Annotated in this window: 10 protein-coding genes; 5 read left to right on the top strand and 5 right to left on the bottom strand. The window is 37.3% G+C overall.

What is annotated here, in order from left to right; all coding sequences use genetic code 11:
* The 4 genes from ilvB to folP form a co-directional block, all read right to left on the bottom strand.
* Positions 1–1,725 carry a biosynthetic-type acetolactate synthase large subunit gene (gene ilvB, locus BUE84_RS06710; RefSeq protein WP_079240967.1) on the bottom strand — a complete coding sequence of 575 codons (1,725 nt, stop codon included), beginning with the start codon at positions 1,723–1,725 and terminating at the stop codon, positions 1–3.
* Between the two features lie 4 nt (positions 1,726–1,729).
* Complete coding sequence (ilvD, locus tag BUE84_RS06705; RefSeq protein WP_079240966.1) at positions 1,730–3,412, bottom strand: dihydroxy-acid dehydratase; 1,683 nt, start codon at positions 3,410–3,412, stop codon at positions 1,730–1,732.
* 180 nt (positions 3,413–3,592) lie between these two features.
* A complete protein-coding gene (gene ilvE, locus BUE84_RS06700; protein ID WP_079240965.1) occupies positions 3,593–4,465 on the bottom strand; it encodes a branched-chain-amino-acid transaminase in 873 nt (290 codons plus the stop codon).
* 370 nt (positions 4,466–4,835) lie between these two features.
* Positions 4,836–5,606: a dihydropteroate synthase gene (folP, locus tag BUE84_RS06695; protein ID WP_185117021.1), complete on the bottom strand. Its 771-nt coding sequence runs from the start codon at positions 5,604–5,606 to the stop codon at positions 4,836–4,838.
* Between the two features lie 390 nt (positions 5,607–5,996).
* On the opposite strand from folP, the gene BUE84_RS06690 reads away from it, so the two are divergent.
* The 5 genes from BUE84_RS06690 to tpiA all read left to right on the top strand — a co-directional run bounded on the left by BUE84_RS06690 (position 5,997) and on the right by tpiA (position 11,091).
* Positions 5,997–6,563 carry a DUF1599 domain-containing protein gene (locus BUE84_RS06690; protein ID WP_047432572.1) on the top strand — a complete coding sequence of 189 codons (567 nt, stop codon included), beginning with the start codon at positions 5,997–5,999 and terminating at the stop codon, positions 6,561–6,563.
* Position 6,564: 1 nt separating this feature from the next.
* Positions 6,565–7,674 (top strand): BT_3928 family protein, encoded by a 1,110-nt coding sequence (locus tag BUE84_RS06685; RefSeq protein ID WP_079240963.1) that lies wholly within the window; start codon positions 6,565–6,567, stop codon positions 7,672–7,674.
* An 89-nt stretch (positions 7,675–7,763) separates the two neighbouring features.
* Positions 7,764–8,111 (top strand): TerB family tellurite resistance protein, encoded by a 348-nt coding sequence (locus BUE84_RS06680; protein ID WP_079240962.1) that lies wholly within the window; start codon positions 7,764–7,766, stop codon positions 8,109–8,111.
* A 32-nt stretch (positions 8,112–8,143) separates the two neighbouring features.
* On the top strand, positions 8,144–10,270 hold the full coding sequence (locus tag BUE84_RS06675) for a S9 family peptidase (RefSeq protein ID WP_079240961.1): 2,127 nt from the start codon (positions 8,144–8,146) through the stop codon (positions 10,268–10,270).
* 62 nt (positions 10,271–10,332) lie between these two features.
* Positions 10,333–11,091 carry a triose-phosphate isomerase gene (gene tpiA, locus BUE84_RS06670; RefSeq protein WP_079240960.1) on the top strand — a complete coding sequence of 253 codons (759 nt, stop codon included), beginning with the start codon at positions 10,333–10,335 and terminating at the stop codon, positions 11,089–11,091.
* A gap of 79 nt (positions 11,092–11,170) precedes the next feature.
* On the opposite strand, the gene BUE84_RS06665 is transcribed toward tpiA, so the two are convergent.
* Positions 11,171–12,439: an esterase-like activity of phytase family protein gene (locus BUE84_RS06665; RefSeq protein ID WP_079240959.1), complete on the bottom strand. Its 1,269-nt coding sequence runs from the start codon at positions 12,437–12,439 to the stop codon at positions 11,171–11,173.
* Positions 12,440–12,662: the final 223 nt, after the last annotated feature.

The following is a 12,662-nucleotide window of genomic DNA, read 5'->3' as shown; positions in this document are numbered from 1 at the left end:
TTAAACTTTATTATTTAATACAATCTCCGAAACACTTTTTCCCTGGGGAATCATCGGAAATACATTGTGTTCTTTTCCTGTCATCACTTCAAGGAGGAAAGATCCTTTATGATCAAGCATTTCACGAAGTGCCCACTTAAGTTCTTCTCTCTCGGATACTTTCTTCCCAGCTATATTATATCCCTTAGCTACCTGAACAAAATCAGGGCTCTGAATATCTACTGAGGAATATCTTTCTTCATGAAACAATTCCTGCCACTGCCTTACCATTCCCAGATAGCAATTATTCAGGATTAAAATCTTCACTTCCGGATGATACTGCATAATAGTTCCCAGTTCCTGAATATTCATCTGAGCTCCTCCATCGCCCATCACTGCTATCACAGGGCGGTTGGTTTCTGCATAAGACGCTCCTATTGCCGCGGGAAGACAGAATCCCATCGTACCCAATCCTCCACTTGTAACGTTGGTTCGGGAATGTTTAAATTGCGAATAGCGGCACGTCGCCATCTGATGCTGTCCTACATCGGTTACAATAATTGCCTCACCTGCTGTCATCTCATTCAAATGGCGGATAACTTCTCCCATCGTGATCTCACCTTCCTCAGGATACAGTTCTGTATGGATCAGATTGATGCTTTCAATTTCATGACATTTTTTAAATCGTTCATGCCAGTGGTGATATTCTCTCTCTATAATTTTTTCTGTAAGCAGAGGAAGCGTATGCTTACAGTTTCCAAGAACCGGAACGTCTACTTTTACATTTTTATTGATCTCTGCATTATCAATATCCAGATGAATAATTCTGGCCTGTTTTGCATACTGATCCAGTCTACCGGTCACTCGGTCATCGAACCTCATTCCGATCGCAATTAAGACATCGCATTCATTGGTTAATATATTCGGTCCATAGTTTCCGTGCATTCCTACCATTCCTACTGCTTGCGGGTGGTTAGTAGGAATAGCACTCATCCCTAAAACAGTCCATGCTACCGGAATTCCTGACTTTTCAGCAAACTGCAGAAACTCTTTTTCTGCTTTCCCCAGCATAATCCCCTGTCCTGCGATGATAAATGGTTTTACTGCATTATTGATCAGCTCTGCCGCTTTTTCGATGCTATCAAAACATGGATCAGGATCGGGTTTATAACTTCTCAATGAATGGCATGGAGAATATCCTTTATAATCAACAGACTGCAGCTGGGCATTTTTAGTCACATCAATCAGTACGGGACCGGGACGACCAGATTTTGCAATGTAAAATGCTTTTGCCAATACTTCAGGAAGCTCATTGGCATCGGTTACCTGATAATTCCATTTGGTAACCGGGCTTGTGACATTCATTACATCTATTTCCTGAAAGGCATCGGTTCCGAGAAGGTGTTCAAAAACCTGTCCTGTAATACAGACCAAAGGTGTATTATCCAATAACGCATCCGCTAAACCTGTTACAAGATTGGTAGCTCCGGGGCCGCTTGTTGCCAATACAACCCCGACTTCTCCTGAGACTCTTGCCAGACCTTGTGCTGCATGTACTGCTGCCTGCTCATGACGTACAAGTATATGTTTCAGATTTTCTTTATAATCATAAAGGGCATCATAAATAGGAATAATAGCACCTCCCGGATATCCGAAAACGGTTTTCACCCCTTCCTGAAGAAATGCTTCAAGAATAATGCGACTTCCGCTCAATTGTATTTCTGTTGATAGATTAAGGTTTTCCATATTTTTATTGAGTGATTTCGTCTGTTACACAGCCTTCTGCGGCTGATGATACTGTTAATGCATATTTATAAAGCAATCCTTTCTGTACTTTAAGGGCTGGTTTTTGCCATCCTTTCTTTCTTCTTTCTATTTCTTCTTCTGAAACTTTGAGCTGTATGGTATTGTTGACAGCATCAATTTCAATCAGGTCATCATCGTTTACAAAAGCAATCAGACCTCCTTCATGAGCTTCAGGAGTGATATGTCCTACTACGAAACCATGGGTTCCTCCGCTGAATCTTCCGTCTGTAATCAAGGCTACACTGCTTCCTAGTCCTGCTCCTATCAGTGCGCTGGTGGGTTTCAGCATTTCCGGCATTCCTGGAGCTCCTTTCGGACCTTCATGACGGATAACGATAACATCACCATGTTGTACGGTTCCATCCTGAATTCCTCTGATCAGATTTTTTTCACCATCAAATACACGGGCTTTACCTACGAAACGTTCGCCTTCCTTTCCTGTAATTTTGGCTACACTTCCCTTTTCAGCGAGGTTTCCGTATAATATTCTCAGATGTCCTGTTTCTTTTACAGGTTCTGATAATGGTTTAATAATTTTTTGAGTATTGAAATCCAGATCCGGAACATTTTCTAAATTTTCAGCTAAAGTCTTTCCGGTTACTGTTAAACAATCACCGTGTAATAATCCTTGGTTTAAAAGATACTTCATGACTGATGGTATTCCTCCATGCTCATACAGATCCTGCATCAGGTATTTTCCACTTGGTTTTAAATCTGCCAACACCGGAGTTTTATCACTCATCTTCTGGAAATCATCCTGAGTAAGCGGCACTCCTACACTTTTTGCCATGGCTATAAAATGCAGAACGGCATTGGTACTTCCTCCAAGAATAACAATCATTCGCAGCGCATTTTCAAAAGCTTTTCGGGTCATGATATCCGAAGGTTTAATGTCTTTTTCCAGTAACACTTTCAGATATTTTCCTGCTTCAAGGCATTCTTCCTGTTTTTCTTTGCTTAAAGCAGGATTGGAAGAAGAATACGGAAGACTCATTCCTAATGCTTCTATGGCAGAAGCCATTGTATTGGCTGTATACATTCCGCCACATGCGCCTGCTCCGGGACAAGAATTTTTCACAACTCCATCAAAATCTTCTTCAGTGATTTCTCCGGCTATCTTTTTCCCCAATGCTTCAAAAGCAGAAACAATGTTAAGCTGTTCACCCTTATAGCAGCCGGGAGCAATAGTTCCTCCGTATACCATGATGGATGGTCTGTTCAGCCTTCCCATTGCGATGATGGTTCCCGGCATATTTTTGTCGCAGCCTGGTAATGCGATCAATCCGTCGTAGTATTGTGCTCCACAGATGGCTTCAATACTGTCTGCAATTACATCACGACTTACCAGAGAATAGCGCATTCCATCTGTTCCGTTGCTCATTCCGTCACTTACTCCGATGGTGTTAAAAATCAATCCGGCTAATCCATGATTCCATGTCCCTTTTTTTACCACCTGAGCCAGATCATTCAAATGCATATTACAAGTGTTACCGTCATAGCCCATGCTGGCAATTCCGACCTGAGCCTTATGCATATCTTCTTCTGTAAATCCTATCCCGTACAACATGGCTTTGGCTGCGGGTTGTTCGCTATTTTGCGTGAATGTTTTTGAATATTTATTTAACATACTTTTCCTACATTTTCTATTCTTTTCATCTTCTTCAAATAGAGTTCTTTACTAAATTTTGATCCAAAACTACATTTTGTAATATTCTTTTCATTTTTGTTTTTTCTAAAAATTACAATATTCAATTATTAAGAAAACAGAATCATTTAACTGATAATCAAATATTTAAATTCAAAATATTTACAATGACAGAACTCTTACTAATTTTAAATATGCCTGTTGTACTCTCCCACTTGCAGTGTTTTCCCAGTCTTTGGTAAAAGGAACATCATCAAGTGAATCCAGGGCAACAATTTCTGCTGCTGTACCACAGAAAAAACCTGCATCTGCACCCCGCATTTCCTCAGGTTTAAAAAAGGTTTCTTTTACAGGAATGTCAAGCTCGCCGCAGATCTCCATCACGGTTTGTCTTGTAATTCCCGGAAGGATACTTCCTTTGGCCGGGGTATATAAAACCCCGGCTTTTTCATAGAAAACATTAGCACCTGAACTCTCAGCAACATTTCCGTTTTCATCCAGAACCAACGCTTCATCATAACCTTTATCTTTGGCATCCTGACAGGCTAATATTGAGTTTACATAATGTCCTCCTACTTTGGCTTCCACCTTGAAAGCTTTAGGATTAGGACGTTGAAAAGGGGAAGTCATAATTTTCATTTTATCTGCCAGATAGCCGTTATTCCATTCCCAGGCAAGAAGTGACAGGTAAGATTTTTGTCCTTTTGAGAGAGACATATTGGGAGAACACGTAACCAATGGACGGATATAAGCATCTGTAAATCCATTACGATCCAGAAGTTCATAGGTAAGTTCTGTAAGCTGATTTACCGAATAATCGAAAGGAATATGCATGAGCTCTGCTGATCTTTTCAGTCTTTCATAGTGTTCTTTTGCTTTAAAAATCTGAGTTCCATGATCTGTGCTGTAGGATTTAATTCCTTCAAAAACAGAGTAACCATAGTGAAGAGATTGTCCATACAGATCGGTTCCGGCATCTTTAGCTTTCATAAATTTTCCGTCAAAATAGATGGTCGTGTCGTCGTTGTAATACATGTTATAGAGGTTTAAAAAATTAACAAATGAGAATAAAAAAAGCCCTCTCACAGTGTGAGAGGGCTCAATATATGTACAGTCATACACCTTCCTTCTCACAGACGCAAGGGAATAATAATGACGATAATAATTACTGATAATAACTGATACATATTCTTATACTATAAAAAATTAAAAACAAAAAAAACCGTTTCATAATCTGAAACGGTTTTATATATAATTTAAATTAAAATCTATTTAAAATGCCGTTTCCTTCCTGTTGTTAATGACAACAGCAATAATAGAAATGACAATAATATTTTTCTGATTCGTAAAATTCATACTGCAAATGTATAAACTTTTTAATTACTCACAAGTTTTTTTGCACTTTTTATTTTTTTTGTAAAAATTGGTTCAATGTTTTCTTTGCTTCAGCCACATCATGAACTCTTAAAATCTTTGCACCCTGTTCCAAAACTTTCATGTGAAGTTTTTGTGTTTCTTCATTAATATCCAAAGGGGATTTCCCAAGAGGTTTATAGATAAATGATTTTCTGGAGATACCTATTAAAAGAGGAAATTTTCCAAATCCCAGATATTCAACTTCATGGATCATTTTCATCTGATCTTCTACTGTTTTTCCAAAACCAAAACCAGGATCAAGAATGATATCATTCACTCCTTTTTCTAAAAGTTCTATTGTTTTTTTAGCAAAATAATGATTCACTTCCAGTGTAATATCTTCGAACTTTATCTTATCATGCATGGTTTCGTAGGAAGGGTTTACATGCATCAGGATATAAGGAAGTTTCGTTGCAGCAGCGGTATCAAACATATTGGCATCATACTGGCCGCCAGAGATATCATTGATCAGATCAATTCCTTCATTGAATCCGAATCTTACTGTTTCTGCATAAAAAGTATCCAGAGAAATCAATGCTTCCGTAAATTCTTTTTTGATCAGAGAAATCAGATTTCCTATTCTGTTTATTTCCTCTTCGGTGCTTAAAAATTCAGCATTGGGACGTGTAGACTGAGGACCAATATCCAATATTTCAGCTCCGTCCTTCAAAAGTTTTTCTGCATGTTTCAATGCTGATTTTTCATTATTGAATTTTCCGCCGTCAGAGAAAGAATCCGGTGTCATATTGAGGATTCCCATGATTTTTGGGGTGTCCAGTTGTACTAAACGGCCGTTGCAGTTGATAGAGTAGGTTGGAGCGTCAGAGGGTTGGAGAGTTGGAGGGTTTGAGAGCATGAGTTGGATGATGACGGATTAATGATAGTTGATAATTGATGAATGATTTCTGTAGTGCAAAATTAGTGATTTATGGGTTTTTAATGAGAAGAAATTATAAATTATGAGTTTAACTCCTACACTTTCACACTCTCCTACTCTACAACCCTAACCCCCTCTTACTCTCAAACCCAATAACTCGAATCCCGAAACTCTCAAACTCTCCCACTTTCAAACCTTCTCACACACAAACTCAGGTCATCAAATTCAAAAATCTAAAACTGAATTCGTATATTTGGAAGATTAAGAAAATTTATGCTAAAAACATCAGTACAGTTCGAAAAAATTATCAGTCAGTGCCGTGATCTTTTCGGTAAAAAATTACAGGATTATGGTGCAGCATGGAGGGTTTTAAGACCGAGTTCCATTACCGATCAGATTTATATCAAAGTCAACAGGATCCGTACGCTGCAGATGACTGATAAAAAAATGGTGGATGAAAGTGAGGAAGATGAATTTATCGCCATTGTGAACTATTCTATCATTGGGCTTATTCAGCTAGAGAAGGGTCTTTCCAATGATTTCAACGAAAACAAAGAAGAAATTTTAGGACTTTATGACAAATATGCCAATGAAGCAAAGGCTTTGATGGAGAGAAAAAACCATGATTATGGTGAGGCATGGAGAGATATGAGAATCTCTTCAATTACAGATCTTATTTATCAGAAAGTATTAAGAACTAAACAGATTGAGGACAATCAGGGAAAAACAATCGTTTCGGAAGGGCTTGATGCCAACTATTTCGATATGCTGAATTATGCAGTCTTCTGTCTGATCAAATTCTCAGAAAAAGAAAATCAATTCGAACCCAAAAATATTTAATATGCTCAAAGGTTTATTACGCTTTATTATTGCTGTTATTTTTATCCTTTCAGGCTTTGTAAAAGCCGTGGATCTGGTAGGTTTTTCTTTCAAAATGGAAGAATATTTTGCACCGCCGGTTTTCAACATGCCTTTTTTAGAAAAGTTTGCCCTGTTATTCTCCATTATTGTAGTGGTACTGGAGCTTTTCTTAGGATTTATGCTGCTGCTTAAATTAAAGCTCAAATTTACCTTATCCATATTAATTGCGCTTTGTATTTTCTTCGGATTTCTCACGTTTTATTCCGCGTATTTCAATGTTGTAACAGACTGTGGATGTTTTGGAGATGCTATCAAATTCACTCCTTGGCAGAGCTTCCTTAAGGATGTTATACTGCTTGTGGGATTGATTATCCTTTTTGTTCTGTACAGAAAAGATTTCCGTAAAAAAGATGAGTACGGAATTACTCAGAAAGAGTCGTCCAATACATTTAAATATATCCTTTTAACAGTCTTTTCTTTAGGGATGATTTATGTTATGGCTCAAGGAATTATGCACGAACCAATCATAGATTTCCGTGATTATAAAATAGGAACAGACATTAAAGCTGAAAAAGCAAAAATTGATAAAAATCCTTCAGAATATAAGACTTTCTACACGCTGAAAAATCAGAAGACAGGAGCTGTTGTAAAAGTAAATCAGGATGATTATATCAAAAAAACAGAATACTGGGCAGAAGGCTCTCCATGGAAAATTGAAGACGGAAAGAATGAATCTGTCCTGATCAAAGAAGGCTATAAATCTGAAATTGTAAAGTTCAAGATTGAAGATCCTACAGGTATGGAAGTTACCCAGGAAATCATCAACGCTCCAAAAGCCGTTCTTGTTTTCTCATATCATCCAAAAGATGTTCCTGCAGACCTGCTTCAGAAAGTGGAAACGAAGATAAATGCACAGAAAGGTGCTCTTATCTACGGAATTTCTACAGAACCTAATACTTTTAAAACCATCAAAAATGTACTGATGGATGGAACTGCTATCAAAACAATAGCGAGAAGTAACCCATTTGTACTGATTCTTGAAAACGGAAAAATTATAGACAAACAGCCTGCAAAGGACTACGTTAATTAATTATAAATGATCTTTCTTTGACCAGAAATAATCGTGAATTAATTATCAATTATCAAATCTAAACACTAAACTTAAACATACAACAACTCATGCAAAAATCAAATAAATCAATCGCCGGTTATCATTTACTTATGATCCTTTCTTCTGTAGACGGAGAGTTTGCTCCTGAAGAAGGAATGCTGGTACAGCAATACATGGCGGAGGAATTTCCTTTCAGAATGAATCTTGACAACGAGCTTGAAACATTGGCTCTTTTGCAGCCTGAAGAATGGAAAGATCATTTTGAATTCCATGCAAGATGTTTCCACGAAGATTCTACAGAGGACGAGCGTGTGAAATTTGTTCAGTTTGCAAAATCACTGATCAAAGCTGACAATAAAGTAACGGAAGAGGAACATACGTTCTACGTACTGTTGAAAAACCTTTGGGGACTATAACCTAAGAACAGATCCAAGCCAAAAAAAATACCATGAAAAAAATTTATCTAGGACTATTAGTAATGAGTGCATCTACATTTCAATCTCAGACATTTCCCAATATGAAGACTCCTGTTGCAGAAAAGCAGGAACATATCAGAGAAATCCATGGTGATAAGGTTAATGATCCTTATTACTGGATGATTGATTATTTTAAAAAAGGAAAAGATTCCACCAAAGTTGTTGATTATTTAAAGGCTGAAAACGCCTATTGGGAAGGTATGATGAAGGACACAGAACCCTTCAGAGAAAAGCTTTTCCAGGAAATGAAAGCCAGAATCAAGGAAAAGGACGAATCTGTACCTGTTTTTAGGAACGGATATTACTATTACAGCCGTACAGAGGCCGGGAAACAGTATTTTAAATACTGCAGAAAGAAAGGCAGCCTTACTGCTCCGGAAGAAGTTCTTCTGGATGTAGATAAAATGGCAGAAGGTCATCCATACTATTCGGCTGCAGGTTTCAGCATCAGCCTGGACAATACCAAAATGATCTACGGAGTGGATGATGTTTCCAGAAGGCAGTACAAGCTATTCTTAAAAGATCTTTCTACAGGGAAAATCACGGATCTTGGTATTAAAAATACAACAGGTTCTGCAACATGGGCCAATGATAACAAAACTATTTTCTATACTTCAAAAAATCCTGAGACTCTTTTAACAGAAAAAATTTTCAGACACGCTCTGGGAACAGATTCCAGTAAAGATATTCTGGTATATGAAGAAAAAGATAAAACCAACTATATCAGTGTAGGAAGAACAAAAAACAATAAGTTTATCCTGATCGATTCCCGTGCTACGACCTCTTCTGAAACCAGATATCTGGATGCTAATGATCCTAACGGAAATTTCAAAATTTTTCAGCCTAGAATAAATAATGTACTTTATGATGTAACTTCACTTGAAGATAAATTTTTGGTAACAACCAATAAAGATGCTCTTAACTTTAAGATTGTAGAAACTCCTTTAGATAAAACGGGAGTTGAAAACTGGAAGGATTTTATTCCGCACAGAAAAGATGTTCTGATGGAGGATGTTACTGCATTTAAAAATTATCTGATATTCAGTGAAAGACAAAACGGACTTTCCCAACTGGTAATTTATGATAGAAAAACAGGAAAAAAGGAGTTTCTAAAATTTGATGAACCAACTTATACTGTTTATTCACTGGATAACCCCGAATATAATACGGATAATTTCCGTTTTGGGTATACTTCTATGATTACACCAAGTTCTCAGTATGAGCAGGATTTAAAAACCGGAAAACGAGTTCTTTTAAAACAACAGGAAGTTTTGGGAGGTTACAATAAAGACAATTATACAACGGAAAGACTTTTTGCCACAGCAAAAGACGGAACGAAAATTCCAATCTCCATTGTTTATAAAAAAGGGTTCAAAAAAGATGGAAACAACCCACTTCTACTCTACGCTTACGGTTCTTACGGAAGTTCTATGGATGCCAGTTTCAGCAGCACCAGACTGAGCCTTTTGAACAGAGGCTTTGCTTTTGCAATTGCCCATATCCGCGGAGGTCAGGAAATGGGAAGACAGTGGTATGAAGACGGAAAAATGATGAAAAAGAAAAACACATTTACCGACTTCATCGATTCCGGGGAATATCTGGTTAAAGAAAAATATACTTCACCTAAGCATCTTTACGCTCAGGGAGGAAGTGCGGGTGGTTTATTGATGGGTGCCATAGCTAATATGAGTCCTAATTTATGGAATGGAGTTATTTCACAGGTTCCATTTGTAGACGTGGTGAATACAATGTTAGATACTAGTATTCCACTCACTACCAATGAGTATGATGAATGGGGAAATCCCAATAATAAGGAAGCTTATTTTTATATGAAATCTTATTCTCCATATGAAAATATAGAGAAGAAAAACTATCCGAATCTTTTGGTAACAACAGGATTACACGACTCTCAGGTACAATATTTTGAGCCTGCGAAATGGGTTGCCAAGCTAAGAGATATGAAAACGGACAAAAATGTACTGTTATTAAAAACAGATATGGACTATGGGCATGGTGGTGCTTCCGGAAGGTTTGATTATCTGAAGGATGTAGCGTTGGTATATGCTTTCATGTTTAAACTGGAAGGAATTACTAAATAAGGAGTCTCGCAGATTATCCAAAAAGAAAAATTAAAAAATAAATAAATCTATATTTAAATCTTATGAGAAGAAAAATAGTTGCAGGAAACTGGAAAATGAACAAAAATGTAATTGATGCACAACAATTAATGATTCAGTTACTAAGCTATAAAAACAACAATGCTACGAACTGTGAGGTTTGGATTGCTCCACCTGCATTGTATTTGATGATGGCAAAAGATGTTTTTGAAAAGGATGAAATCGGAGTATTTTCTCAGGATATGAGCGAGTATGAAAGCGGCGCCTATACTGGTGAAATTTCTGCAGATATGCTGGAATCTATTGATGCAACCGGTTCACTAATCGGACATTCTGAAAGAAGACAATATCACGGAGAAACAGATTCTCACTGTAACAGAAAAATCAAATTAGCTCTTGATAAAGGTCTTATTCCTGTTTACTGTAATGGAGAAACTCTTGAGCAGAGAAAAGCAGGACAACACCTTGAGGTAGTAAAAAATCAGACTGAAGTAGCTCTTTTCACGCTTTCTGCTGAAGAGATCAAAAAAGTAGTAATTGCTTACGAACCGGTTTGGGCTATCGGAACAGGAGAAACCGCAAGTCCGGAGCAGGCTCAGGAAATCCACGCTCACATCAGAAATATTATCGCTTCAAAATACGGACAGGAAGTTGCTGACGAGGTTTCAATCCTTTACGGAGGTTCTGTAAAACCAGACAATGCTAAAGAAATTTTCTCTCAGCCGGATATCGACGGTGGTCTTATCGGAGGAGCAGCTTTGAAATTAGAGGATTTCTCTAAGATTATTGAAGCTTTTAATTAATATAAAGGATTTTTATATCATTCAATAAAAAGCGGCGGAATCTTCGATTCCGCCGCTTTTTTCGTTAAAAAAAATCTAATTATTGAATATCAACTACATACATTGTTCCTTTGTCTACTTTACCCGTTTTAGGTAAAATTTTAGCTTTGGGATTTCCGTTTCCATCATCCACTACTCCAAAGTCATCATCATTGAAAACAGCCAGTTTATTATTTCCCAAATAAACAATTCCCTCAAATTTATCATGTTCATAACCCAGTTTTGCTACCAGGTCTACTGCTAATATTTTGGTAACAGCTTTTATTCCGGCATTGGTAATTTCATCCCATGAACATTGTTCTAAAGCTTTTCCGTTAATTTTCATCCCGTCCACCGCTGTAATATCTGCTCCGTTCACATCGGAAGCATTGCTCAGGTTGATTCTGTATACTTTTTTGATTCCTCCCTGAGAACCGAAATTTCCATCTCTTTCTATCACCAGAAATTCATTGTTGTTAATGGCTGTAATATCACATACCGAGTCAGAAGCTCCACCATCCTGCTTGTATAAAAACTGCTTGGTTTGCCCTGTAATAATATCAAAAGTGACAATTCTCGTTAAAGTAGTATTGGTAGCCAACGCTTTACTAGGAACAAACATCATGGATTGTATAGTACCTACCAATGTTCTTCCATCCGGAGTGATACAAAGTCCTTCCATTCCTCTGTTTGCTCTTCTTTTGGCTAAAACAGCAGGCAGTTTTCTTGGTCCTGTATTTATGCCAACAGGGCTTATTCTTTCCATCTCCATTCCATCAGCACTATAATGTACGATGTGTGGGCCATATTCATCAGAAACCCAGAATGTGCCGTCAGCAGCTGCAACAATACTTTCACTGTCAAGGCCATACTGATCAGTACCTAAGACATTCCCGGAAGCATCATAAGCAATTTCTCCTGTACTTCCCATTCCTACAGGATTTGGCAGTCCTGTAATAGGTTGTCCGGATGGATTTTTAAGTTTAATATATTTGATTACCTCTACATTTCCGTCAGCATTGATTTTAAAATGCATAATGGTTGGAGTAAAATTAGGAGCAAGAAACTTTTTCCCATTCTGGAAGTCAGTATTAGGACCTCTATCCGTAATGACATAGAATTCGCCTTTTCTGGTAGGATGAGCCGCAGCTCCGGAACCAAAGCCACCGTTAATAACATCCACACCGTTTATTGTAGCCAGTTTTGTAAATGGAAATTCCTGAGGGAGTTTGGAATAATTGATATCCTGATTAATCATTGTGGTATCGTCATCACTTTTACATGATGCCAATACAGCCAGTATACCCACAGACCATAGTAATTTTTTCATATGCTATTTTATGGCTGCGAAAATAGAACTTGATTGTAAACTGATCTTGAATAGAATGATAATTGTTTTTTAACAATGGAACAGGTAATATAATTAGAAGATAAACAGAAAAACAACAGATTTAAAAATAAAAAACCAACAATCCGATTAAATAACCAATCAATATGAAAATCAACTTTTTAAGAATATTTAAAAAATAATAATTCGCAAAACGGACTCACCA

Origin of the sequence: Chryseobacterium indologenes (assembly GCF_002025665.1) — a bacterium.
Classification (GTDB): Bacteria; Bacteroidota; Bacteroidia; order Flavobacteriales; family Weeksellaceae; genus Chryseobacterium; species Chryseobacterium metallicongregator.
This window is presented reverse-complemented; position numbering and strand designations above follow the sequence as displayed.